This window comes from Streptomyces pactum, assembly GCF_016031615.1.
Lineage (GTDB): Bacteria > Actinomycetota > Actinomycetes > Streptomycetales > Streptomycetaceae > Streptomyces > Streptomyces pactus.
This window is the reverse complement of sequence record NZ_JACYXC010000001.1, coordinates 3,505,280-3,528,568: the sequence shown is the minus strand read 5'-3', so window position 1 is coordinate 3,528,568 and position 23,289 is coordinate 3,505,280. Positions and strand designations below refer to the sequence as shown.

General features: G+C 74.8%; 21 protein-coding genes, 1 tRNA gene and 1 pseudogene. 5 read left to right on the top strand and 18 right to left on the bottom strand.

Annotated elements, in window-relative coordinates; genetic code table 11:
* Nucleotides 1–147: 147 nt before the first annotated feature.
* Nucleotides 148–600 (bottom strand): annotated as a pseudogene (locus IHE55_RS13990) (MarR family winged helix-turn-helix transcriptional regulator); the annotation flags it as partial.
* Nucleotides 601–1,316: 716 nt separating this feature from the next.
* On the opposite strand from IHE55_RS13990, the gene IHE55_RS13985 reads away from it, so the two are divergent.
* Nucleotides 1,317–1,544, top strand: coding sequence for a hypothetical protein (locus IHE55_RS13985; protein WP_197989328.1), 228 nt, complete (start codon nt 1,317–1,319; stop codon nt 1,542–1,544).
* A 290-nt stretch (nt 1,545–1,834) separates the two neighbouring features.
* Here the strand turns inward: IHE55_RS13985 and IHE55_RS13980 are convergent, their stop codons facing one another.
* The 4 genes from IHE55_RS13980 to IHE55_RS13965 all read right to left on the bottom strand — a co-directional run bounded on the left by IHE55_RS13980 (nt 1,835) and on the right by IHE55_RS13965 (nt 4,489).
* Complete coding sequence (locus tag IHE55_RS13980) at nt 1,835–2,665, bottom strand: RNA polymerase sigma factor SigF (protein ID WP_197989327.1); 831 nt, start codon at nt 2,663–2,665, stop codon at nt 1,835–1,837.
* A gap of 191 nt (nt 2,666–2,856) precedes the next feature.
* Nucleotides 2,857–3,732, bottom strand: coding sequence for an RNA polymerase sigma factor SigF (locus IHE55_RS13975; protein WP_372442672.1), 876 nt, complete (start codon nt 3,730–3,732; stop codon nt 2,857–2,859).
* A gap of 133 nt (nt 3,733–3,865) precedes the next feature.
* Entirely contained in the window at nt 3,866–4,159 is a 294-nt protein-coding gene (locus tag IHE55_RS13970; protein WP_197989326.1) for a Dabb family protein, read from the bottom strand.
* A gap of 165 nt (nt 4,160–4,324) precedes the next feature.
* Nucleotides 4,325–4,489 (bottom strand): hypothetical protein, encoded by a 165-nt coding sequence (locus tag IHE55_RS13965; RefSeq protein WP_197989325.1) that lies wholly within the window; start codon nt 4,487–4,489, stop codon nt 4,325–4,327.
* Nucleotides 4,490–4,747: 258 nt separating this feature from the next.
* Here IHE55_RS13965 and IHE55_RS13960 point away from each other — a divergent pair, with 258 nt between their 5' ends.
* Complete coding sequence (locus IHE55_RS13960) at nt 4,748–5,431, top strand: alpha/beta fold hydrolase (RefSeq protein ID WP_372442671.1); 684 nt, start codon at nt 4,748–4,750, stop codon at nt 5,429–5,431.
* Between the two features lie 244 nt (nt 5,432–5,675).
* Here the strand turns inward: IHE55_RS13960 and IHE55_RS13955 are convergent.
* The 4 genes from IHE55_RS13955 to IHE55_RS13940 form a co-directional block, all read right to left on the bottom strand.
* A tRNA-Ser gene (locus IHE55_RS13955) sits at nt 5,676–5,762 on the bottom strand.
* Nucleotides 5,763–5,816: 54 nt separating this feature from the next.
* Nucleotides 5,817–6,383: a nucleoside deaminase gene (locus IHE55_RS13950; protein WP_197989324.1), complete on the bottom strand. Its 567-nt coding sequence runs from the start codon at nt 6,381–6,383 to the stop codon at nt 5,817–5,819.
* 428 nt (nt 6,384–6,811) lie between these two features.
* Complete coding sequence (locus tag IHE55_RS13945; protein WP_232265558.1) at nt 6,812–7,357, bottom strand: tRNA adenosine deaminase-associated protein; 546 nt, start codon at nt 7,355–7,357, stop codon at nt 6,812–6,814.
* Nucleotides 7,358–7,474: 117 nt separating this feature from the next.
* On the bottom strand, nt 7,475–7,657 hold the full coding sequence (locus IHE55_RS13940; RefSeq protein ID WP_197989323.1) for a hypothetical protein: 183 nt from the start codon (nt 7,655–7,657) through the stop codon (nt 7,475–7,477).
* 451 nt (nt 7,658–8,108) lie between these two features.
* On the opposite strand from IHE55_RS13940, the gene upp reads away from it, so the two are divergent.
* The gene (gene upp / locus IHE55_RS13935) at nt 8,109–8,744 is read left to right on the top strand and encodes a uracil phosphoribosyltransferase (protein WP_197989322.1); all 636 of its coding nucleotides are present in this window, start codon (nt 8,109–8,111) and stop codon (nt 8,742–8,744) included.
* A 162-nt stretch (nt 8,745–8,906) separates the two neighbouring features.
* Here upp and IHE55_RS13930 read toward each other — a convergent pair whose 3' ends face one another.
* From IHE55_RS13930 to IHE55_RS13910, 5 genes are all read right to left on the bottom strand, one after another.
* The gene (locus IHE55_RS13930; protein WP_197989321.1) at nt 8,907–9,581 is read right to left on the bottom strand and encodes a LytR C-terminal domain-containing protein; all 675 of its coding nucleotides are present in this window, start codon (nt 9,579–9,581) and stop codon (nt 8,907–8,909) included.
* 480 nt (nt 9,582–10,061) lie between these two features.
* A complete protein-coding gene (locus tag IHE55_RS13925) occupies nt 10,062–10,358 on the bottom strand; it encodes a type II toxin-antitoxin system VapB family antitoxin (RefSeq protein WP_004943146.1) in 297 nt (98 codons plus the stop codon).
* A 444-nt stretch (nt 10,359–10,802) separates the two neighbouring features.
* Nucleotides 10,803–12,305, bottom strand: coding sequence for a M28 family metallopeptidase (locus IHE55_RS13920; protein WP_232266314.1), 1,503 nt, complete (start codon nt 12,303–12,305; stop codon nt 10,803–10,805).
* Between the two features lie 216 nt (nt 12,306–12,521).
* On the bottom strand, nt 12,522–13,115 hold the full coding sequence (locus IHE55_RS13915; RefSeq protein WP_197989319.1) for an HhH-GPD-type base excision DNA repair protein: 594 nt from the start codon (nt 13,113–13,115) through the stop codon (nt 12,522–12,524).
* Between the two features lie 500 nt (nt 13,116–13,615).
* Entirely contained in the window at nt 13,616–14,257 is a 642-nt protein-coding gene (locus IHE55_RS13910; protein ID WP_307826653.1) for a TetR/AcrR family transcriptional regulator, read from the bottom strand.
* A 257-nt stretch (nt 14,258–14,514) separates the two neighbouring features.
* Between IHE55_RS13910 and IHE55_RS13905 the strand changes: the two genes are divergently transcribed.
* Nucleotides 14,515–15,024 carry a VOC family protein gene (locus IHE55_RS13905; RefSeq protein ID WP_197989317.1) on the top strand — a complete coding sequence of 170 codons (510 nt, stop codon included), beginning with the start codon at nt 14,515–14,517 and terminating at the stop codon, nt 15,022–15,024.
* Nucleotides 15,025–15,320: 296 nt separating this feature from the next.
* Nucleotides 15,321–17,699 carry a family 2 encapsulin nanocompartment cargo protein terpene cyclase gene (locus IHE55_RS13900; protein ID WP_232265557.1) on the top strand — a complete coding sequence of 793 codons (2,379 nt, stop codon included), beginning with the start codon at nt 15,321–15,323 and terminating at the stop codon, nt 17,697–17,699.
* Between the two features lie 394 nt (nt 17,700–18,093).
* On the opposite strand, the gene IHE55_RS13895 is transcribed toward IHE55_RS13900, so the two are convergent.
* From IHE55_RS13895 to IHE55_RS13880, 4 genes are all read right to left on the bottom strand, one after another.
* The gene (locus IHE55_RS13895) at nt 18,094–18,495 is read right to left on the bottom strand and encodes a DnaJ family domain-containing protein (RefSeq protein WP_197989316.1); all 402 of its coding nucleotides are present in this window, start codon (nt 18,493–18,495) and stop codon (nt 18,094–18,096) included.
* A gap of 422 nt (nt 18,496–18,917) precedes the next feature.
* Nucleotides 18,918–20,210 (bottom strand): globin domain-containing protein, encoded by a 1,293-nt coding sequence (locus IHE55_RS13890; RefSeq protein WP_197989315.1) that lies wholly within the window; start codon nt 20,208–20,210, stop codon nt 18,918–18,920.
* Between the two features lie 465 nt (nt 20,211–20,675).
* Nucleotides 20,676–21,140, bottom strand: coding sequence for an RrF2 family transcriptional regulator (locus IHE55_RS13885; RefSeq protein ID WP_197989314.1), 465 nt, complete (start codon nt 21,138–21,140; stop codon nt 20,676–20,678).
* 629 nt (nt 21,141–21,769) lie between these two features.
* The gene (locus IHE55_RS13880; RefSeq protein ID WP_197989313.1) at nt 21,770–23,113 is read right to left on the bottom strand and encodes an FtsX-like permease family protein; all 1,344 of its coding nucleotides are present in this window, start codon (nt 23,111–23,113) and stop codon (nt 21,770–21,772) included.
* Nucleotides 23,114–23,289: the final 176 nt, after the last annotated feature.

Genomic DNA, 23,289 nt, shown 5'->3' with positions numbered 1-23,289 from the left:
CTGAGTACGGGGGGTGTGCGGGCGTACGGGCGGAGGCGGCGCCGCGGGCGTACCTCCGGCCGGTGCCGTCGCGCCGACCGGCGGCGCACCTCCGGCCACCGGCGTGCCCTGGGCCGGTGCGGTCACCCCGGCCGGGGCGGCACCGCTCGCCGGGGTCCGGCAGTTCCGTGCCCGGCAGTCACCGAAAGCGCCCCGCAGCCGGGACAGCAGTTCACTGAGCCGGCCGACGTCGTCGTCGGACCAGTCGGCCAGGCAGGTGGCCAGCGCCTCGGTGTAGCGCTCGGAGACCTGGTCGAGCAGGGCCTTGCCGCCGGGGTTGAGCCGCAGCAGGCGGGACCGCCCGTCCAGCGGGTCCGGGTACCGGTCGATCCAGCCGCGGGCCTCGACGTGCGCGACATGGCGGCTGGTCACGGACATGTCGATGGCCAGCAACTCGGCGAGTTTGCTCATGCGCATCTCTCCGTAGCGGTCGAGCACGGTGAGCACGACCGCGGAGGCCGGCGGACAGTCGGACGGCAGCACCCGGGCCAGGTCGCGCTTGACGATGCCGATGGCGTTCAGCTGTCGGGCCAGTTCCTTGTACTGGCGCGGCTCGGCCACGGGCGGTCACTCCTGGGTGTGGGATGCATTCGGTTGCTTCAAGCAACCGTAGGCCGGTTAGTTGCTGTAGGCAAATGAAAAGGAGGTTTGCGGAGTAAATTGCTGACAAAGCCCTTGCCTGGCCTCGGTCAAGTCCGGTGGCGAGCGGCTGCGGCGGGTGGGTCCGGCAGCCGGCGGCAGGGTCGTGGCGGGGGCGGCGGGCGGTGTGGCGGGGGCGCCGTGCCCCGGCGGACGGTCGGGGCGCGGTACCGGACCGGGCGGGCCCGACCGGCCGCATGGAGGGACCGGGCCCTATGGGCCAGGCCGCGTGGACCGGGCCGCGTGGACCGGGCGGGGACTGAGGGGCGGTGTCCGCCATGAGGACGCGGCGTTCCCCGGGACGTGTCGCCGGCCCGGGGCGGCGGTGGCGGCCGGGGAGCACGGTGGCCGACGGCGGGAGGCAGGGAAGACCGGGAGGGCGGGCGGGAGAGGGGGTGGGGTAGAGAACTGGGGAACCACCGCGGCAGCCGGGGAGAAGGCGGCCAGGGTGGCGGCAGGGGGAGGAGATGACGCCCCGGCACCTCTCGCGGCGTCGGGCAGGGGAGGAGGTGACGCCCCGGCATGCCCCCGCGGCGTCGGACCGGGCCGGGCGCGGGGAGGGGGCGTGGCCGACGGTCAACCGCCGTGCGGGCGGGGGGTTGTGCGGCCTCCCGGCCGGTTCGCTAGGGTCGTGGCCCATGGCGAACAACCCCCATGGCCCGTACCGCAACGACCCTCACGGCACGTACGGCAACGAGGATCCCGCGGGCAGCACCCAGATGTTCCGTGCCTTCGTGGACGAGGGCGCCCAGCAGCCGCAGCGAGCGGCCGCCGGTTCCTCCGGCGGGTCGCGTACCGGCCTGATCGTCGGCGTGGTCGCGGTGCTCGCGGTCGTCGCGGTGGTGGCCTGGCTGGCGCTGGGCTGACCGGCGGCCGGCCGGCCCCGGCGGAACACCTCGGAGCGTGGCGCCGGCGCGGTGCCACCCTCGCCCCGGCCCGCCGGGGGAGCGGACGGCCCTCTCCCCGGCCCGCCGCCGACGTGGTGACATCCGGCCCTCGACCCGGACCACCACCCCGACCCCGATCGACCACCGACCTCGACCTCGGTCCTGTCCCGGCCCGCCCCCGTCGTGGGACGGGCCGGGACAGTGCCGTGGTGGAACGGGCCCGGGGCGCCGGGACCGGGCCGTACCGGCCTGACCGGGCGCGCCCGGGGTCAGTCCGAGATCAGGCCCTCGCGGAGCTGGGCCAGGGTGCGCGTCAGCAGCCGGGAGACGTGCATCTGGGAGATGCCGACCTCCTCGCCGATCTGTGACTGCGTCATGTTCGCGAAGAAGCGCAGCATGATGATCTGCCGCTCCCGGGGCGGCAGTTTGGCCAGCAGCGGCTTGAGCGACTCGCGGTACTCCACGCCCTCCAGCGCGCTGTCCTCGTAGCCCAGCCGGTCCGCCAGCGACCCCTCGCCGCCGTCCTCCTCGGGGGAGGGGGAGTCCAGCGAGCTGGCGGTGTACGCGTTGCCGACCGCCAGCCCGTCGACCACGTCCTCCTCCGACACCCCCAGCGTGGTGGCCAGTTCGGTGACGGTCGGGGAGCGGTCCAGCTGCTGGGAGAGGTCGTCGCTGGCCTTGGTGAGGGCCAGCCGCAGCTCCTGGAGCCGGCGCGGCACCCGCACCGACCAGCTGGTGTCGCGGAAGAACCGCTTGATCTCGCCCACCACGGTCGGCATCGCGAACGTCGGGAACTCCACGCCGCGCTCGCAGTCGAACCGGTCGATCGCCTTGATCAGACCGATGGTGCCGACCTGGATGATGTCCTCCATCGGTTCGTTGCGGCTGCGAAAACGCGCCGCCGCGTACCGGACCAACGGGAGGTTCAGCTCGATGAGGGTGTCACGTACGTAGGCACGTTCCGCGCTGTCCCGGTCGAGCGCGGCGAGCCGCAGGAACAGGGTGCGGGAGAGGGTCCGGGTGTCGATGGCGTCGCAGTCGTCAAGCACGTGCGGTGCGTCATCGGTGAGCACCTTCGAGCTGCCCAGTTCTGCGGACATGCCACCCCCTTGAGGTCGCGGACGGATCTCAGCAGCGCGCTCCGAGTGTTTGAACGCAGCCTCCCCCTGAATACCGGAGGTCGGGCCCCGCCAAACGCGGTTTCTGCAGAATGTCACATGTCGGCAACGCGCTGTAGCGCCATATCGACAATCTTGCCCGGAACCCGGCGGGTACGGGTCCCCCGTGCCGGTTAGGAATCGATCCGATTTGCGGATCTGAGCCGGGCGAAGCTCCGGGACAGCAGCCGGGACACATGCATCTGGGATACGCCCAGCTCGGCGCTGATCTGTGACTGGGTGAGGTTGCTGTAGTAACGGAGCAAAAGGATGCGCTGCTCCCGCTCGGGCAGCTGGACCAGCAGATGGCGCACCAGGTCGCGGTGCTCGACGCCGGCCAGCGCCGGGTCCTCGTAGCCCAGCCGGTCCAGCAGGCCGGGCATTCCGTCGCCCTCCTGCGCCGCCTCCAGCGAGGTGGCGTGGTACGAGCGCCCCGCCTCGATGCAGGCCAGCACCTCGTCCTCGCCCAGCTTGAGCCGTTCGGCGATCTCGGCGGTGGTGGGCGAGCGGCCGTGCTGCACGGTCAGGTCCTCGGTGGCACTGTTCACCTGCACCCACAGCTCGTGGAGGCGGCGCGGGACGTGCACGGTGCGCACGTTGTCCCGGAAGTACCGTTTGATCTCGCCGACCACGGTGGGCATCGCGAAGGTCGGGAACTGCACCCCGCGCCCCGGGTCGAACCGGTCGATCGCGTTGATCAGACCGATGGTGCCCACCTGGATGATGTCCTCCATGGGCTCGTTGCGGCTGCGGAAGCGCGCCGCGGCGTAGCGCACCAGCGGCAGGTTGGCCTCGATCAGGGCGTCGCGTACCCGGCTGTGCTCGGGCGTTCCCGGCTCCAGCCCGACGAGCTGGGCGAAGAGCACCTGGGTGAGCGCCCGGGCGTCCGCCCCCCGGCTCTTGGGGGTGCTCGGGGGGCCGTTCTCGCCGGGGGTGGACGGACTGGGCACGGTACGGGCCGACACGTTCGCCATCCCTTCGCGGTCCATACTCCCGGCAAGAGCGCTCATAGCATCACAAGACATGTCCACTGTGTGCAAGCATCTACATAACGCCGTGTTGGCGACAAAAAGGACCCCTCGCCGCGGTGGCGAGGGGTGCTGGGGCGGTGACCGGGCCGGGCGGGGCCGCCCGGAGCCCGGGTCAGATCTCGTAGTCGGCGATCACCCAGGTGGCGAATTCGCGCCACAGGGCGGCGGCCTCCTGGTGCGCCGGGTGCTCGATGTAACGCTTCAGCGCCTCGGTGTCGGCCACCGCGGAGTTGATCGCGAAGTCGTAGGCGATCGGCCGGTCGGTGATGTTCCAGGCGCACTCCCAGGACTCCAGCTCGGGGATGACCCCCGGCAGCGCCTCGAACGCCTGGACGCCGGCGACCACGCGCGGCTCGTCGCGCTTCACACCGTCGTTGAGCTTGAACAGGACCAGGTGGCGTATCACTGCGGACCTCCGGGCGGCCTCGGGGAGAGGGGGCGGAACAGGGCGGCGCGGCAGCGTATCGGCGGGGGCCGGCGGAACCGGGAGCACCGGCCGGGGCGGGCCGGGGGCCCGGGGACCAGGGCGGCCCGGGGCCGGCGGGGCGGCCGGAACCGGGCGGACGGTGGGTCAGCGGATCAGCGCGGTCATGAAGTCGCCGATGCTCTGCGCGGCATCGGAGATGCCCTCGAAGCCTACTTGGACGAGGTCGGCGGCTTCCTCCGGGGTTTTGATGATGGTGTACAGGACGAAGACGATGATCATGTAAAGCGCGACCTTCTTCGCCTGTGCCATCGCCTGCCGCCTCCCCTGCGGTCCCCGGTGCGTCGCGTGAGTCTATCCAGACGCCCGCCCGTCCGGGCCGATGGTGCGATCATTCTTACAGCGGCACGGCGCTCGCCCACCGCGGCCCGGCGGACGCCCGTCGCGGCCCGGGGCGCGCTCGCGCGGCGTGGGCCATGTCCACCGCGGCGCGGCGCACGCCCGTCGCGGTACGGCGCACGTCCGCCGGGGCGGGGCGTCCGCGTCCGTTCGACAGGAGGGGACCAGGCAGTGTCCGAACCGGAGACCCGCCGGCAGCCACGGCACAGCGCCCTGGTCCTGCCCGCGACCGCCGCCCCGCCGCGCGCCGCGGTCCTGCTGCTGCACGGCGGCCGGGAGCACGGGCTGGCCCGGCCCGGGGAGTGGAACCTGCCCGCGGTGCGGATGCGCCCCTTCGAACAGGCAATAGCCCGCGCCACCCGGCGGACCGGGGTGGTGACCGGCTGGGTCCGCTACCGGCACCGCGGCTGGAACGGTGAGCGGCGCGACGCCGCCCGCGACGCCGAACAGGCGCTGACCGAGCTGGCCCGCCTGGCCGGCCCCGTCCCGGTGGTCCTGGTCGGCCACTCGATGGGCGGCCGGGCCGCGCTCCGGGTGGCCGGTCACCCCTCGGTCCGCGCCGTCGTCGGGCTCGCCCCGTGGTGCCCGCCCGAGGACCCGGTGGACCAGCTCGGCGGCCGGCGGGTGGTGCTGCTCCACGGCGACGAGGACCGTACGACCGACCCGCGGGCCAGTGTGGAGCTGGTCCGCCGGGCCCGGCAGGCCGGTGCGCAGGCGTGCGCCCTGGTGCTTCCCGGCGGCGACCACGCGATGCTCCGCCGGGCGCCGGCCTGGCACCGGCTGACCCGCGACACCGTCGCCGGGCTCCTCGGCATCGGCCCGCTGCCCCGGGTGGTGGCCCACGCCCTGGCCTGACCGGCGGGCGCGGTGCGCCGCACGCGGGCGTGCGCCCGGGGGCGGCGGGTACGGGAGGGCGCCGCGCGGCGACGCGGGGCGCGGGCGGCGGGGCGGCGACCTGCGCGGGTGCCGGGGAACGGCGACGGTCGCGGGATGACGGGGCACGGGGGCCGCCGGTTCGCCGGCCGCCCGGTGTGCCCGGTCGCGGGCGCCGGATACGCCGAAGGGCCCCACCGGGTGAGGTGGGGCCCTTGGCCTGAAGCGGTAGCGGTGGGATTTGAACCCACGGAGGAGTTGCCCCCTCACACGCTTTCGAGGCGTGCTCCTTCGGCCGCTCGGACACGCTACCGAGAGAGAGCTTAGCGGACAGCGGGCCGTGCACCTAAATCGGTTCCGGACCGGATCAGCGTCCGCCGGCGCGGAAGAAGCGGGTGAGCAGTGCGGCGCACTCCCCCGCCAGCACGCCCTGGATCACCTCCGGGCGGTGGTTGAGCCGCCGGTCGCGGACCACGTCCCACAGCGAGCCGGCCGCACCCGCCTTCTCGTCCACCGCGCCGTACACGATCCGGTCCACCCGGGAGAGCACCGCCGCGCCCGCGCACATGGTGCACGGCTCCAGGGTCACCACCAGGGTGCAGCCGGTCAGCCGCCACTCGCGCCGGCCGCCCGCCCGCTCCGCGGCACCGCCGCCGTGCGGGCCCCGGGCGGCGGTGGTGGTGGTGCCGGGCGGGTCCTCGGAGGCGTGCGCGGTGGCGCCGTCGTGCCGCTCCCCGGGGGCGGAGGCGCCGCCCAGGGTGCGGGCCGCCGCGCGCAGGGCGAGGACCTCGGCGTGCGCGGTGGGGTCGCCGGTGGCCTCCCGCTCGTTGTGCCCGGCGCCGATCACCCTGCCGTCCGGTGCCAGGACCACCGCGCCCACCGGTACGTCACCGCCGGCCACCGCCCGTTCCGCCTCGGCCAGCGCCAGCCGCATGGCATCGCGCCAGGGTCACGCACCGGGTCGGGGCCGCCGGGCACGGCGGGGGCAGTGGGTGGGGCGGCTCGGTCATGTGATCAGTGTGCGGGACGCGCCGGGGAGCGGACGGCGGCGGGTGCGGAACCCGTCCCCGAAGGCGCGCGGCGGCTACGGGCGGCCCGGCGGGCACCGGGCCGGCCGCTACGGCCGGGCCGGCGGGTACGTGCCCGGCCGGTGAGTACGGGCCCGGTCGGCGGATACGGGCCGGACCGGCGGACACGGGCCGGCCCGGAGGGTGCGTCCAGGGCCGGACCGGAACGGAACGGCGGCGGGTGCACGGACGCCGGCGGTCGCCCGCCGGGGCCCGCGCGCCCGCCGCCCGGGTGTCTCGCGGTGTGCTCAGCGAGGCGCTCCGCGCGCCGGGTGCGCGCCTCGCGGCTGTCGGGTCAGCGCACCGCCTCCAGGACGTCCGTGCAGCCCAGGGTGTCGGCGATCGCGCTGAGCGCGTCCCCGTCCAGGGACAGCAGTTCCTTCTCGTCGACCCCCAGGTCGGCGAGGAGCGCGAGGTCACCGAGCGGGCCCTGCCGGGCCCGCCGGTCGCCCGACGGCTCCTCGTCGTCGTCGGCCGGGTCGGGTTCCCCTTCCTCGGTGCCGTCCAGGTCCAGGGCGTCGAGGTCGTCCCCCTGGTTCCCGTCCTGGCCGAGCAGCTCGTCGGTGAGCATGGCCCCGTACGAGCTGCGGGCCGCGGCGGCCGCGTCCGAGACGTAGATCCGCGGATCGTCCTCACCGTCCAGGCGGACCACACCGAACCAGGCGTCCTCCTGCTCGATGAGGGCCAGCACCGTGTCGTCATCGACCGAGGCCGAGCGGGCCAGGTCGATCAGGTCCGTCAGGGACTCCACATCGTCGAGCTCCGTGTCGCTCGCTTGCCACCCGTCTTCGGTGCGCGCGAGCAGTGCGGCGAAGTACACCGTGACTCTCCCACTGGTCATAGGCGTGCCGGGGCGGGCGGGACAACGCCCCGCCCAATTCGGAATCGTGGCAGAAACAACGGCGTCGCGAGAGGTCTTCCGCGCTGCGTCGTGGGCCTTCCTACGAGATGTCGCCCACTACCACCGAAACGTCCGCATGCGCATCGCCTGACGCATCCGCGCGCTGCGGGCGCGCCGGGGCTGCACCCGGTCCCGCAGTTCCTTCGCCTCGTTGAGCTCACGCAGGAACTGGGCGCGGCGCCGTCGCCGTTCCGCGTCTATTCGTGCCGTCTCGTCGTCGTTCCGGTCTCGGTCCACCATGAGCCACACCACCTCGCGCCGAGGTCCTCGCCCGGAAAACCCGGGGCGTATGTGCCCACCTTCCCCCCGGCCGACGGTTTGATGCCACCGCCCGAACCCGGTGGTCACCCCACCGGCACGCCCCGGCGGGCTCCGCCGGCCCCGGGTGGCGGGCGGCCTCCGGACCCGTGCGTCGGCGACCGGAGGACGCCGGCCGGGGCGCCGGACCGGGGCGCGGGCGGTACCGGAGCGCGGCGGACGGGTGGAGGGCGGACGGGCGGCCCGGGGTGCCGGGCCCGGGCGGCGGGGGTCCGGGCGAGGACCTCGGCGCGAGGTGGTGTGGCGGCCGGTGCCGGACGGGGTTCCGGAGGCGTGTGGCGGTGGTGCGTGACGGTGTTCAGGGGCACGTGGCGGCGGTGCCGGACGGGGCGGGCGGGAACCGTGGGGTACCGGCTCGGTTAATGTCGTTGTCATGCGGATCCATGTCGTCGACCACCCGCTGGTGGCGCACAAACTCACCACGCTGCGCGACAAGCGCACCGATTCCCCCACCTTCCGGCGGCTCGCCGACGAACTCGTCACGCTCCTGGCGTACGAGGCGACCCGTGACGTGCGCACCGAGCAGGTCGATATCGACACCCCCGTGACGCGGACGACCGGGGTCCGGCTGGCCCGGCCGCGACCGCTGGTGGTGCCGATCCTCCGGGCCGGGCTGGGCATGCTCGACGGCATGGTGCGGCTGCTGCCGACCGCCGAGGTGGGCTTCCTCGGAATGATCCGCGACGAGGAGACCCTGCAGGCGTCCACCTACGCCACCCGGATGCCCGACGACCTCTCGGGCCGCCAGGTGTACGTGCTCGACCCGATGCTGGCGACCGGCGGCACCCTGGTCGCCGCGATCAAGGAACTGATCTCGCGGGGCGCCGACGACGTCACGGCGCTCTGCCTGCTGGCGGCCCCCGAGGGCGTCGAGGTGATGGAACGGGAGCTGGCCGGGACGCCGGTCACCGTGGTGACGGCCTCGGTGGACGAGCGGCTCAACAGCCAGGGCTACATCGTCCCGGGACTGGGCGACGCGGGCGACCGCATGTACGGCGCGGCGGGCTGACCCGCGCGCGGGCCGGTGCCCGCCCGCTTCCCCGAACGGGCACCACGCGGGCGGCCGGGGACGAGCCCCGCGCCGCGCGGCGGGCCCGGCCGGTCCGGCGCACCGCGGACCGGCCGGCGGCGTCCTTCCGGACCGCCGGCCCCGGCCGGTGCGCCGCGGGCTTCAGCAGCCCTTGGCGGAGGGTGCCGGCTTCGGGGCGGCGAGTGCCGCCAGCGTCCGGTCGGCGTCCTTGGGCGCGGTCAGGGCCGTGAAGCGGTCCCCGATGATGAGGTCGATGTCCTTCCCCGTGCGGGCGTCGTTCCTGGTGGTGGTGCCGGGCACCTGCGCGGCGAGCACGTCGAACGGCCCCCGGGTGGCGGACGGGGCACCGAGCAGCAGACCCGTGTTCCGCACCTTCTTGTCGTACGCGGCCGGGGCGTTCCCCACCTTCCCGATGGTGAAGCCGCGCTTCTTCAGCGCGTCGGCGGTCTCCTTGGCGAGCCCGGTCCGCTTGGTGGCGTTGTAGACGTTGACCGTGATGTCGGCCGGTTTCGGGAGCTTCTTCCCGGCGGACGCGGCGGTGCCGGCGGCCGGTGCGGAGGCGCCCTGCGCGGTGGTCCGGGGCCCGGTCCGCTCGCACGGCGTACCGTTCCGTCCGGCGGCCTGCGCGGTGTCGCTGCCGCCTGAGAACACGTCGATGAGCTGCAGCGTTCCCCAGCCGGTGAGGCCCAGGGCGACGGTCGCGCCGGCGGCGGCGAGCACGACTCTGCGCCGACCTTGGGGCCGGCGCATACGAGGGTAGCGATTGCCCGTGATGCGGTACTTTCCGCCCATTCCAGGAGGCGTGAGCATGCTCATGTGCGCAGCGTAACGCTGCGAGCATCTCATGCCTACTAAATGATCAACGGTTCGGCTGTGCCCTACCCGAAAGAGTCACCCGGAGGGCGCGGCACGCGGCTCGCCGCGGGCACGGGACGGCAGGGGTACGGGGGCGGGGAACCGGTTCGCCGGCGGCGGGGCGGGAGCGGCCGGATCCGTCCGGCCGTCCGGGGCGCCGTCGCACGCGGCCGTGCGCGGTCGTGCGCGCCGTTGCGGACAGCGCGGCGGGGGCGAGTGCCGTGGCGGGCGGGTGCGTGGCCGGGGGTGCGGGCCGGGGTCCGTTCGGGTGACGGACGCCGGCGTCGGGGTGTGAACGCGGGGGCCGGTGGCGGGGGAGCGGACGCCCGTCGGGGCCCGGGGCGCGGAACGGCGGTTCCGGGGAAGGAGCCGGGCGGCGGCGGCCCGGGATGCCGGTTGTGCGGTGCCCTCGGAAGGGGCCACCGGTGCCGGCGGGGCGGGTCAGTCCAGTTCGAGCACGCGGGCGTGGAGCACCTGGCGCTGCTGGAGCGCCGCCCGCACCGCACGGTGCAGGCCGTCCTCCAGGTAGAGGTCGCCCTGCCACTTCACGACGTGGGCGAAGAGGTCCCCGTAGAAGGTCGAGTCCTCCGCGAGCAGCGTCTCCAGGTCGAGCTGCTGCTTGGTGGTGACCAACTGGTCAAGACGTACCGGGCGTGGGGCAACATCCGCCCACTGGCGGGTGCTTTCCCGGCCGTGGTCGGGGTACGGCCGCCCGTTTCCGATGCGCTTGAAGATCACACGGAAAGCCTACCGGTCAAGTGGGTTCCGGCGCAGCCACGGCGCAGGAGTGTGATGGTGTCAAACAGGGGGATTTCGGGAGCGGCTCGGGAAACTGACCCCTGTGCGGTCCGGTTTCGGCGGGCCGCGGTCTGCCGGGGCGCCTCCTGGTGGGCCGGGGCGGGTCGCGGTGGGCTCGGCGGACCGGGGCGGGTTCCGGCCGGTCGGGGCGGGTCCCGGCGGTCGGGGGGTCCCCGGAGCCGGAGCGGACCGGGCGGCTGCGGGTCCGGTGGGGAGCGGGCCGGGAGCTCCGCGTGCCCGTCGCCGGAACATTGTCCACAGGCTGTGGACAGTCGTGCGGGCGCGCGGGCCGCGCCGGGCGTGGCGCCCCGCGCGGCCCGACCCGGGTCCGCGCCGGTGGTGGCCACCGGCGCGGTGCGGGCCGTCAGTGGTCCCGGCGGGGTGTCACTCGGTCACCGGGTCGTGGCCGTGGTCCTCGTGCAGACCGCCGCCGCTGCCGGCCTCGCCCCGGGTGGGCACCGTCGTCACCGGCTCGGAGAGCGGACGCAGATCGTAGGCGTAGGAGCCGACCGAGTGCGCGATCACGTCGATGTTGGTCTCGAACGCCCCCATGTGGATGTTGTCGATGTCGTCGCAGGCCATGTGGTAGCAGGGGTCGTACGACTGGCCCGCCGTACCGCCGAACTTCTCGGCCTGGGCCGCCGTCTTGACGACCTCGGCACCGGTGAAGGTGCCGCCGGAGGGGATGCCCACCGCGATGAACGGGCCGTAGTCCGAGCGGCCGGTGAAGTCGGTGCCCTCGTGGGCGCTGCCCCGCCGGTCGAGGAAGTCGTTGATCTGCTTCTCCAGTTGGGCCGAGCCCTCCGGACCGGCGGGCTCGCCGACCCCGTCGGAGTTGTCGCCGTCGTAGACGAACTGGGCGTAGTTCGGCGAGGCGATCATGTCGAAGTTGAGGTAGAGGGCGATCCGGTCGCGCTCCGCCTCGCTGAGGCCGGCCACGTACGCCTTGGAGCCGAGCAGGTTCAGCTCCTCCGCCGACCACCAGGCGAAGCGCACCTTGTTGGCCGGCTTCTGGTGGGTCCGGGCCAGCTCCAGGGCGACCTCCAGCAGCCCCGCGGAGCCCGAGCCGTTGTCGTTGATGCCGGGGCCGGCGGACACCGAGTCCAGGTGGGCGCCGAGCATCACCGTCCGGTCCGGGTCACCGCCCTTGGTCTCGGCGATGACGTTGCGGGTGACCCGCTTCTCCTGGAACTCCCGGATCTCCAGGTTGACCGTGACCTCGCCGCGTCCGGCCTCGGCCGCCAGCGCCTCGCCGTCCGCCTGGCTGACCCCGCCGGTCGGGATGCGGCCGGCCGCCGGGTCGCCGAGGGTGCCGGACAGGGAGCCGGGCACGTTGTTGTAGACGATCGCGGCGACCGCGCCCGCGTCCGCCGCCGCGGCCTGCTTCTCGGCGAAGGAGCAGCCGCCCCGCCGGATGAGGGCGATCTTGCCGGTGAAGGCCCCGGCGGCGTAGTCGCCGGCCTCGCAACCGGTGGTGTCGTCCACCGGCACGGGGGTCACCGCCGCCCGGACGCCGCCCACCGGGGTGCTCCGGGTGTACGTCATGACCTTGACCGGGACATCCCGCGGCGTCGGCGCGGTCACCGACAGCTTCTCGGCCAGGGTCTCCACGTAGACGAACTCGAACGGCTGGTAGCTGACCCGGTAGCCGGCCTTGCCGAGCAGGCGGTGGACGTAGGCGGCGGACGCCTCGTGCCCCGGCGAGCCGGCCGCCCGGTGGCCGTTCGACCGCTCGGCGATGGCCTGGAATCTCTCCAGGTGCTCACGGGCGTCCCGGGCGGAGGAGTTCTTCACCAGCTGGCGGGCCAGCTTCGCCGCCCGCTTCGCGGGGTCGCCGCCGCGCTCCGGGGAGGCGGCCCCCGCGGAGGAGGCGGAGGAGAGAAGCATGGGGGTGGCGAGGGCCACCGCGGCCAGTGCCGCGAGCGCCCGGCGGGCGGGGGGCAGGGTCCGTATGTCCACAGAAGTCATCCTTCCGGCGAACAGCTGGGGGCGTGGCACGCCCCGGGTCGCTGCATCCTGCCCCGGGAGCGCCCGGGGCACAACGGGCCGGACACGGCCGAAGTACGCGTCGTCCGCGCCGACTTGACCGCCGACGGTGCCCCGTCAGCCGCCCTGCTCCGCCGCCCGGCGGGCGGCGCGCTTGGCCTGTTGCTTGTACGCCCGCACCTTCTCCAGCGAGGAGGGGCCGGTGATGTCGGCGACCGAACGGTACGCACCCGCTTCGCCGTACGGGCCGGCGGCCTCCCGCCAGCCCTCCGGCCGCACCCCGCACCGCTTGCCGAGCAGGGCCAGGAAGATCTGCGCCTTCTGCCGGCCGAAACCGGGCAGCGCGTTCAGCCGGCGCAGCAGTTCCGCACCGCTGGGAGCGTCCCGCCAGACCGCGGCGGCGTCCCCGTCGTAGTGCTCCACCAGGTACTGGCACAACTGCTGCACCCGCTTGGCCATCGAGCCGGGGTACCGGTGCACGGCCGGTTTCTCGGCGAGCAGCGAGGCGAACCGCTCGGGGTCGTGGGCGGCGATCTCGTGCGCGTCCAGGTCGTCCCGGCCCAGCCGCCGGGCGATGGTGTACGGCCCGGAGAACGCCCACTCCATGGGGATCTGCTGGTCCAGGAGCATGCCGGTGAGCAGCGCCAGCGGGCTGCGGCCGAGCAGTTCGTCGGCCTCCGGCTGCTGGGCGAGCCGAACGGTGGTGTTCACGGGCCCTCCCGTCGCGGTGCGTCGCGGTCCGTCGGGGACCGCCGGGGTCGGTCGGGGACCGCCAGGTTCGTGGTCGGGGGCTGATCCGGGTTCGTCGCGGCTCGTCGTGGGCCGTCAGGGGTGGGTTCGCGGCCGGTGGGGTGGGTTTGTGGCCGATGGGGTGGCTTCGGCGGCCGGGGGCGCGTTCGCGGCCGCTGGGGCGCACGGCACCCGATGCGGATCACGGGGGTCCGGCGCGGTGCGTTGCCGTCATTCTCCGGGCGTCCCCGGACTCCCGCCACTCGGCCGCCCGGTGCCGGGCGGGCCCCGGCACGCCGGGTCGGCGCCGGGGGCGGGCCGGTGCCGTGCCGCGCAGCGCTGTGCCGGTGATCGGTGTGCCGTCGCCTCGGGCGCCGTCGTGCCCGGCCGTCCACCGCCTGCCGGTGGCAGCTGCCGGACTCCGGGGTCCCATCGGGTGCGTCCCGGCGAGGGCGCGCGGGACGGATCGCCGGGGCGGCGGTTCAGTCCGCGCGTACCGCGTAGTCACCGAGGGCGGGTTCGAGCATGGTGAACGTCTCGCGGCCCAGCAGGGCCATCTCGGCCGCCGTCCGCTCCTCGTCGTGGCCGGCCAGCACCCGCCGCTGCAACTCCGCGAAGAGGACCCGGTGGGCGCCGCCGAGCTGGGCAGCCGCCACCCGGGGCGCGATGTCGTCCGGGCCGGCGCCGGTCTCCGCCGCGAGCGCCGCCGCCAGTGCCTCCTCCCGTTGCTGGTGCAGTTCGCGGAGGCGGACCACCAGCGTGGGGCTGCCGGCCACCATCCGGGCGAACTCCGGTCCGGAGAAGCCGATCACCGGGTCCCTGCGGTCCACCGCGTCCAGGAAGGAGCGGCGGAGCGCGGCGAGTGCCGACTCACCGGGCGCCCGTTCCGCGACGGTGTCCGCGAGCCCGGCGACGAACGCCTCGTGGTGGTCGAGGGCGAGGTCCTCCTTGCGGGGGAAGTAGTTGGTGACCGTCATCTTGGCCACCCGGGAGGCCGCCGCGATGTCGGCGATGGTCGTCGCGTCGAATCCGCGCTCCAGGAAGAGCCGGGTGGCGTGGTCGGAGATGCTCTGCCGGGTTTCGCGCTTCTTCTGCTCCCGCAGCCCGGGGTTGCCTCTGCTCACGGTGGGTCCTCCTGCGCCGGACATTTTTTAGGTCGGTTCTCATTTTACGTTGACGCCAACGTGGGTCGCGACTAAATTTAGGTTCGACACAAACGAGGGGGCTCGGTCGTCCCGTGTGGACGGGGTTACCTCCGCCGTGCTGCCCGCACTCCCGCACCCGACCCCGGACCTCGTCCCGCACCCTTCTCTCTCCCCCTCCCTCTGCACCTCCGTCTCCATTGCCGTCCCCACCGTTGCTCTCCGCCGTAAGGAGCCCTGTGCGCATCACCGCCTCCGCGATCTCGCTCACCGTCGAGGACGTCCAGGCGTCCGCCGACTTCTTCACCCACCACTTCGGCTTCCGGACCGAGATGGAGGCCGACGGCTTCGTCTCGCTCGGCCGCGACGACGCCCCCGGCATCGTGCTGCTCCGGCGTGGCATCGAGGTGCTGCCGGAGGACATACGCCACCGGTCCGCCCAGGGCGTGATCGTCGTCTTCACCGTCGAGGACCTGGCGGAGGAGGAGGCCCGGCTGCGGGCGGAGGGGGTGGAGATCACCCTGCCGCTGCGCGAGGAGCCGTGGGGGGAGCGGCTGTTCATGGTCGCCGACCCCAACGGCGTCCCGGTCGAGTTGGTCGAGTGGGTCACGCCGTCCGGCGGTGACGGCTCCACGGGCGGTGCCACGGCGGATGCTCCGGCCGATGTCCCGGCCGGCGCCATGACCGGCGGGGACGGGGCTCCGGCAGAGGGTGGCTCCACGGCCGACGGCACCGCGTCCGCCGGCTAGGGCCGCCTCGGCCCGCCGGGCCGCGTCCGCACGCACGCCCCCGGGCCCCGTCTCCGTCCGCCGGGACCCGGCCCCGTAACCCGGCCCCGCGCCTGACGGGCCCGGTGGGCCGCGTGTGCCGATGTCCAGCCGTTCCCCGGTTCTTCACCCGGAAAGGTCGATCTGATGGGCGGACCGAGTGACAGAGCCGGGGTGGGGTAGCGCTGCCCCGTCGCCCGTGGTCGGCGGCGGCCGTCGTCGCGGTCGTCGGTGCCCTCGTGCGGGCATGCGACGGAGTCTGGGAAGGGCCGGATGCCATGAGTCAGCCGTTCACGTTACCGAGCTTCTACGTGCCGTACCCCGCACGCCTCAACCCGCACCTGGAGGAGGCGCGGACGCACACGAAGCGGTGGGCGCGGGAGCAGGGCATGCTGGAGGGGTCGGGCATCTGGGAGGAGAGCGACCTCGACTCCCACGACTACGCCCTGCTCTGCGCCTACACCCACCCGGACTGCGACGGGCCGGCGCTGTCGTTGGTGACCGACTGGTACGTGTGGGTCTTCTTCTTCGACGACCACTTCCTGGAGACGTTCAAGCGCACCCAGGACCGGGCGGGCGGGAAGGAGTACCTCGACCGGCTGCCGGCCTTCATGCCGATGGATCCCTCGGCCCCCGTGCCCGAGCCGCGGAACCCGGTGGAGTCGGGGCTGGCGGACCTGTGGGCCCGGACCGTGCCCGGGATGTCCGCCGAGTGGCGGGCGCGGTTCGCCGAGAGCACCGAGAACCTGCTCAACGAGTCGCTCTGGGAGCTGTCCAACATCAACGCGGGCCGGGTGCCCAACCCCGTCGAGTACATCGAGATGCGGCGGAAGGTGGGCGGCGCGCCCTGGTCGGCCGGCCTGGTGGAGTACGCGGCGGGCGCCGAGGTCCCGGCCGCGGTGGCCGGCTCCCGTCCGCTGCGGGTGCTCAAGGACACGTTCTCCGACGCTGTGCACCTGCGCAACGACCTGTTCTCGTACCAGCGGGAGACCGAGGAGGAGGGGGAGCTAAGCAACGGCGTGCTGGTTCTGGAGACCTTCCTGGGGTGCACCACCCAGCAGGCGGCGGACGCGGTGAACGACCTGCTCACCGCCCGGTTGCAGCAGTTCGAGCACACCACGCTGACCGAACTGCCGCCGCTGTTCGCCGAGTCCGGGCTCGGCCCGGACGAGTGCGCGCGGGTGCTCGCCTATGTGAAGGGGCTCCAGGACTGGCAGTCCGGCGGTCACGAGTGGCACCTGCGGTCCAGCCGCTACATGAACGAGGGCGCCGCGCCCGCCGGGCCCCCGGTGGCCGGCGGTCCGGCGGGCGCGGCCGGCTTCGCGGCGGCCGCGGGCGGGTTGCTCGGGGGCCCGCGCGGCCTGGGCACCTCGGCGCTGGACATCAGGGCGCTGATCACGGCCACCGGCAACCGGCTGCGCGGTCACCGGCACGTCCCCTTCCAGCGGGTCGGACCGTCCCTGCTGCCCGACTTCTTCATGCCGTTCACCGCGGTCCGCAGCCCGCACCTGGACGCCGCCCGGCGCAACGTGGTCGTGTGGGCGCACCGGATGGGCATGCTCGGGCCGCAGCCCGGGGTGGCCGGCTCGGACGTGTGGAGCGAGGCGCAGCTGATCGGCTACGACCTGCCGCTGTGCGCCGCGGGCATCCACCCGGACGCCACCCCGGAGGGGCTGGACCTCACCTCCGGCTGGCTCACCTGGGGCACCTACGGGGACGACTACTACCCGGTGGTGTTCGGCCGGACCCGGGACCTGGCCGGGGCCCGGGTGGCGACCGAACGGCTGTCGTCCTTCATGCCGCTGGACCCCGCGCACGCCGTTCCGGAGCCGGTGAACGCGCTGGAGCGGGGGCTGGCCGACCTCTGGGCGCGCACCGCGCGGCCGATGACCCCGGAGGCGCGGCGGGCCTTCCGTACCGCGATCGAGAAGATGACCGGCAGCTGGCTGTGGGAGCTGGCCAACCAGGCGGAGAACCGCATCCCCGACCCGGTGGACTACATCGAGATGCGCCGGCTGACGTTCGGCTCCGACCTGACGATGAGCCTGTGCAGGCTGGGCCACGGCCGGCGGGTGCCGCCCGAGATCTACCGCAGCGGCCCCATGCGCTCGCTGGAGAACGCCGCCGCGGACTACGCCTGCCTGCTCAATGACGTCTTCTCGTACCAGAAGGAGATCGAGTACGAGGGCGAGGTGCACAACGGCGTCCTGGTGGTGCAGAACTTCTTCGACGTGGACTACCCGACGGCACTCGGTATCGTGGACGACCTGATGACGTCCCGGATGCGCCAGTTCCAGCACGTTGCCGCCCATGAACTCCCGGTGCTCTACGACGACTTCCAGCTGTCCGCGGAAGCCCGGGAGGTGCTCGACGGTTATGTGCGCGAACTCCAGAACTGGCTCTCCGGAATCCTGGTCTGGCACCGGGAGTGCCGCCGCTACGGCGAGGAGGAGCTGCGTGCCGACGCGGGACGCCACCGCTGGTCCGCCGGGCCGACGGGGCTGGGCACCTCCGCGGCCCGTATCGCCGCCGCCCTGAGCGGGGCGGAGCCTCGCGGCCCCGTGGCGGCCCCGGTGACGGCCGTCGCCGGGGCGGCGCGTACGGCCGCGGGTCCTGGCGGCCGTGCCGGGTCTCTCCGGGCAGCCGTCCCGCGGTGACCCGGTGCCGGGGTGTGGATGGGGCCGGCCCGGACGAGCGAGGCACCAGGCCACGACCGTCACCGGGGTGGTGGGTCCGGCACCGGTGGTCGGCAACCCTGCCGGCCCGGGCCTCGCTCGCCGGACCCTCACACGCTGGTGGCCTGTGTTGTGTCGCCTGTGCCGTGATGTCCGTGCGGCGACGGCCTGTGGGGTGGCCGCCGGTGCCGTGACGTCCGTGCCGCGGTGGTGGACCGTCCCGCGCCGGACCGGCCGGCCTTCTGAGTGGCCGGTCGCGGCGCGGCGGTCATGCCACGGGGGCGTGCCGCAGCGTCGTGCGGCAGGGCGGGACACCCCCCGGGCCGGTGGGGCGGGACCCCCGGGCCGGATCCGGGGCGTGGCCGCCGCCGGGCGGTCAGTCGGGCCGGCGCGCCCGCCAGTCGGTGACCACCTGCTCGATGTCGAACGGGGTCAGCTGCAGCGGCGGGCCCGGCGGGGGGCGCCGGAGCGCCGCGGCGATCTTCTCGTTGATCCCGGCGAGGATCTCGCGGACCTGCCGTTCGGACCGGGCCCGTTCGACGGCGGCGAGCGTGTCCTCGGCCTCCTTGCGGAGTGCCAGGGCGGGCGGCAGGTAGGAGAGCTGTTCCCGGCGCATCTTCTCCTTGACCCACCACTCGTCGTCGTAGGGCCGGTCCAGCCCGGGGAGCGGCTTGCCGAAGCCGGGCAGCTCGTTGAACTCGCCGCGCTCCTCGGCCTCCCGGATCTGGCGGTCGGCCCAGGTCTCGAAGCTGACGCCGGGCGGTTTCCGTTCGGTCAACGCTCGCTCCTCCTCCGCGTGGTCCGGCGGCCGGGCGGTCGGGTGACGCGGTTCCGGGTCGGCGGGGACGGGGCACGTCCCCGGCGGTCCGGTGGGGTCGGCGGTCCGGCCGCACGGCGGACCCGCGGACCGGGTGGGGCGGTGCTCGGGGCGGTCCGCGGTCCTCCGGGCGGTCCGGGGGCGCTCCCGGCGGCCAGGTTTCCCAGGTTTCCCCACGAGCCTACGTGGTGCCGGGGCGGGGCGGGGATACCGGCCGCACCGGCCACCGCCCCAGCGGTGGGTGATCCGCCACCGGGTCGACCATCGCCCGGGTGGACCACCGGTCCACCGCCCCACCGCCGCACCGGTCGCCCGCCGTCACGGGTCCGACCGGCCTGTCCGGCCCTCCTGCGGGCCGGGCCGGCGGCCCCGTGGGCGCGGAGTCACGGCCGTCCGAGCCAGAGGTCGGGGCCGAACACCTCGTAGTGGATCGACGCGGCGGGCACCCCGCGCCGGAGCAGGTCGCCCCGGACCGCCCGCATGAACGGGAGCGGGCCGCACAGGTAGGCGGTCAGGCCCTCAGGCAGCTTCAGCGCGTCGAGGTCGACCGGTCCGGCGGAGACGGTCACCTGTCCGACCGGGGCCGCCGCGTCCGCCGCACCGGCGAGGGCCGCGGCGTCCGGCCCGGAGGCGGCCGTGCCGGCCGGGGAGCCGGTTCCGTCGGCCGGCGCGGTGCCGGGCTCCTCGTACCACAGGTGCAGGGACGCCTGGGGCAGGGCGTGGACCAGCTCCCGCAGCTCCTGGCGGTGGGCGTGGCCGGCGGGGGAGCGATCGGCGTGGACCACGGTCACCGGCCGCTCGGACCCGGTCCCGGCCAGGTGGGCCAGCATCGACAGCATCGGGGTGGTCCCGATGCCCGCGGACGCCAGCAGCAGCGGGCCGTCCCCGTCGGGCAGCACCAGGTCCCCGAACGGCATGGAGACGGACAGCAGGTCGCCGGCCCGGGCGTGCTCGTGCAGCCAGGAGGAGACCTCGCCGTCCGGGCCCGCGCCGCCGCGGACCCGCTTGACGGTGATGCGCCAGTGCGTGTCGCCCGGCGCGGAGGAGAGGCTGTACTGGCGGATCTGCCGGGCGCCGTCGGGCAGTTGTACCCGGACGCTCACGTACTGGCCGGGCCGGAACGGGCCGGCCGGCGCGCCGTCCGCGCGACGCAGGACGAACGACACCGCGTCGGGGGTCTCCTCGCGGCGCTCGACGATCTCCATCCGCTGCCAGATGTGCTCCGGGGACGTGCCGGCCTGCTGGTACAGCCGGGTCTCCAGGGCGATCAGCGCGTCGGCCATCAGCCAGTAGACCTCGTCCCAGGCGGCGGCCACCTCGGGGGTGACGGCGTCGCCCAGCACCTCGGCTATGGCGGCGAACAGGTGGCGGTGGACGAGCGGGTACTGGTCGGCCGAGATGCCGAGCGAGGCGTGCTTGTGGGCGATCCGGGCGAGACCCTCGCCGGGCCGCACCTCGGGGTGCTCCAGCAGCATGCCGGCGAAGGCCGCGATGGACCCGGCGAGGGCCCGCTGCTGGTCGCCGCTGGCCTGGTTGCCCCGGTTGAACAGGTCGCGCAGCAGCTCCGGGCGGTCGGCGAACAGCTTCCGGTAGAAGAGTTCGGTGATCTCGCCGATGGCGGCCCCCACCGCGGGCAGGGTGGCCCGGACGACCGGGGCGGACTGTTCGGACAGCATGGCTTCTCCTTGGTGATCCCGGCATCCGGGCCGGGCGGGCCGGAAGATCAAATTGGTTAATGATCTTCGTGTTTTACGGTGGTCGGTCGCCGCCCGGGCAGGGGCCGGCCCGTCGGGGAAGGTCTCCCGGCGGTGGGGGGCCCAGCCGGGCGGCGGTCGAGGGGTGGTTCCCGGGGTGGCTCTCGGGTGGGGGGTTCGACGGCCCTCAGGGCGTTCCCGGAGGCGTTGTCGAGGGGCGCTCGGGGGCGCGGGTGGCTCCACGGCCGCCGGCCGGCCGACGGCGCGCGCAGGCGCACGGCGCCGTACGGGCGCGCCGGCGGCCGGCCGGGCCCGCCGGTGTGCGGGCCGGGTCCGCCAATACGTGGGCGGGTCCGCCGGTGCCGCCCGCGGGCGCGGAGCGGGTGTGGGCGCGGGCCGCGCGGGTGCCGCGAGAGGGGTGCGACGGGTGGCGCGGCGGCGCGCCGGTCAGCCGGGGCGGGCCACGGCGGGGCGGTCCGGTCGGCCGGTCAGACCGATCAGGGCCGGGCCGGTGGGCGAGGTGACCAGGTCGGCCACGGTCAGCGGGTCGAGCGTGGCGTAGAACGCCTCCTGGGCCTCGCGCAGCGCCCGGCGGAGCCGGCAGGCACCACGCAGCGGGCAGGGCGGGTCGCCCTCGCAGGCGACGACCTCGTCCTCGCCCTCCAGCTCGCGGACCAGCCAGCCGACCGAGGCGTGCCGGCCCAGGGAGGTCAGGGCGAGCCCGCCGCCCCGGCCGCGCCGGGCCTCCACCACGCCGAGGTGCTGGAGGCGGGTGATCGCCTTCGCCATGTGGGCGTAGGGGACATCCATCACCTCCGCCACAGCGCGCGTGGTCACCGCCTCGCTCCCCCCGGGGATCGCGAGCCGCATGACGGCGCGCAGCGCCAGATCCGTGAACTTCGTCAGCCGCACACGCCGACGCTAACAAATACGCATCTCGTATGCGTATTTGGGGTGGGTGGGTGTGAGCCGGACGACAGTGCCCGGGTGCGGCTCCCGTCATGCCCGGGCCGTACCCAGGCCGTGACCGCCGGGGGCGGGAGCCCGGGCCGTACCGCCGGGAAGGCGGTACCGGGGCCAGGGGCCCCGGGCCGTTGCCGTGGAGGGGCGGGCGAACGGCCGTGCCCGTACGGCCGGGGGGCGGGTCCCGGCCGGGGGCGGGTCTCCGGCCGGGGGTGGGGTGCGCGGGCCGGACTCGGCCGGGGCGCGGCGGCCCCGCCCTCGCCGCGGCCTGTCCCCGCTCCCCGGGCACAGGAGCCCGTATCCGCCTCGCCCCCGGGCACCGCGAAACCCCGGAACCCCGGAACCGCGGCCCCCTGGACCACCGTGGAACCGCGGCCCCAGGACCACCGTGGAACCGCGTTCCCCCGGAACCCCCGACCCCCGGCCGACCTGCCGGCGACCGCGGCCCGACGTACCCGCGCCCCGTCCCCGGACCACCGACCACCGACCACCGGGGCGTGCCGCGCGCGGCGGCCCCGCCCGCCGTACCCCCGGCGGGCGGGGCGGTCCCGGTGTACCCGCCCGCCGGGGTCCCGCCGTCAGGACACCACGCGGGCGGCGATGACGGCCGGGGTGCGCAGGGACCGGCGGGCGGTGGCCACGCTGGTGACCACGGTGGCCACCGCGCCGATCGCGACGGTTCCCAGCCAGATCCACGGCGCCTGCTCGGGCAGCACCCGGTCGGTGCGGACCAGGGTGAACGGCACCGTCCCGGCCAGCGCGGCGATCGTGCCGAAGAACACGCCGACCACCGTGAGCAGCGCGGCCTCGGTGCCGACCGCGGTGAGGACCTGGCCCGGCACCGCCCCGGCGAGACGCTGCCGGCCGAACTCCGGGCCGCGGTACGAGGTCGCCGCGTAGAGGCTGTTGATCAGCATGACGCAGGCGAACACCACGATGATGCCGACCACCACCAGGTTCAGCGTCTCCAGGTTCTTGTCCTCCACCGACCGGGTCACGCCCGAGGCGTCGAGCGCGTCGTTCTCCGCGGCCTGCATGGAGAGGGTGGCGGTGGCCACCCCGGTGAAGACGATCAGCGGCATCAGCACCCCGGCGAGCTGGGTGGCGCGCTGCCGCACGGAGTGCACCGCGAGGTATCCGCTCACCCCGGCGACCGCGGTGACCAGACCCTCCAGCCGGGCCGGCACCACCCGCAGCAGGGCCGGGGAGAAGGCCGCGAAGGCGACGGAGAGCACGATGGCGCCGTACGCCGGCGGTGCCATCAGCTCCGGCCCGCCGGCGTCCATCGCGAAGGTGGTGGCGGCCGACGCCGTGCCGATGAGCAGCGCGGCGACACCCCCGAGGAGCCGCAGCCGGTGCCGGCGCGCACCGGCACCCGCGCCGGCCGCCGCCCGGGTCGCCCGGCGCACCGCCAGGAACGCCGCGCCCGCCGACGCCACCAGGACGGTGGTGACGCCCGCCGCGACCGCGACCGGTCCGAAGGTGTACGTCACGTCGTCCGCCACCTGGTCGGTGTCCCGGAACATCTCCAGCAGGGCCCGGCCGGCGAGCATCGCGGGGCCGACCGCCGCCAGCAGTCCGATCAGCGCGACCGCCACCGCCTCGCCCACCACCATCAGCCTGATCTGCGCGGGGGTGGCCCCGGTGCAGCGGAGCAGGCGGATCTCCTCGGCGCGCTGCCGGACGTTGACGGTGAGCGCGGAGGCGATGGCGAAGAACACCAGCAGCGTGCCGTAGCCGCCGACCACCGAGGCGGTGAGGTGGAGCGTCTCGGAGCCGGCGGCGTCGGTGTCGGCGGCGACGGCGGTGTCGTGCAGGGAGTTGAACGTCATGGTGATCACGGCGCCGAGGAAGGCGGAGAGCGCGGTGGCGAGGAACCGCCCGGGGCGCTGCCGTACGGAGTTCAGGGCCAGGGTGAGCACCGGTCAGCCCTCCGTCCGCCGGTGGGACGCCGCCGGACCCGGCCGGTGCCCCGGAGGCCCGTCGGCCGTACGGGCGGAGGCGCCACCGTGCGCCCCCGGGCCGGCGTCGCCGTACCGCCCGGTGGTGGCGCCGCCGTGCTGCCCCGGGCCGGCGTCGCCGTACGCCCCGGTGGGGG

Bases quoted from the DNA above. Each gene is read 5' to 3' on its own strand.
- IHE55_RS13985 (WP_197989328.1), top strand. From the start codon at position 1,317: ATGGCGAACAACCCCCATGGCCCGTACCGCAACGACCCTCACGGCACG.
- IHE55_RS13980 (WP_197989327.1), bottom strand. From the start codon at position 2,665: ATGTCCGCAGAACTGGGCAGCTCGAAGGTGCTCACCGATGACGCACCG.
- IHE55_RS13975 (WP_372442672.1), bottom strand. From the start codon at position 3,732: ATGAGCGCTCTTGCCGGGAGTATGGACCGCGAAGGGATGGCGAACGTG.
- IHE55_RS13965 (WP_197989325.1), bottom strand. From the start codon at position 4,489: ATGGCACAGGCGAAGAAGGTCGCGCTTTACATGATCATCGTCTTCGTC.
- IHE55_RS13950 (WP_197989324.1), bottom strand. From the start codon at position 6,383: ATGCGGCTGGCGCTGGCCGAGGCGGAACGGGCGGTGGCCGGCGGTGAC.
- IHE55_RS13945 (WP_232265558.1), bottom strand. From the start codon at position 7,357: ATGACCAGTGGGAGAGTCACGGTGTACTTCGCCGCACTGCTCGCGCGC.
- IHE55_RS13940 (WP_197989323.1), bottom strand. From the start codon at position 7,657: ATGGTGGACCGAGACCGGAACGACGACGAGACGGCACGAATAGACGCG.
- upp (WP_197989322.1), top strand. From the start codon at position 8,109: ATGCGGATCCATGTCGTCGACCACCCGCTGGTGGCGCACAAACTCACC.
- IHE55_RS13930 (WP_197989321.1), bottom strand. From the start codon at position 9,581: ATGAGCATGCTCACGCCTCCTGGAATGGGCGGAAAGTACCGCATCACG.
- IHE55_RS13920 (WP_232266314.1), bottom strand. From the start codon at position 12,305: ATGCTTCTCTCCTCCGCCTCCTCCGCGGGGGCCGCCTCCCCGGAGCGC.
- IHE55_RS13900 (WP_232265557.1), top strand. From the start codon at position 15,321: ATGAGTCAGCCGTTCACGTTACCGAGCTTCTACGTGCCGTACCCCGCA.
- IHE55_RS13890 (WP_197989315.1), bottom strand. From the start codon at position 20,210: ATGCTGTCCGAACAGTCCGCCCCGGTCGTCCGGGCCACCCTGCCCGCG.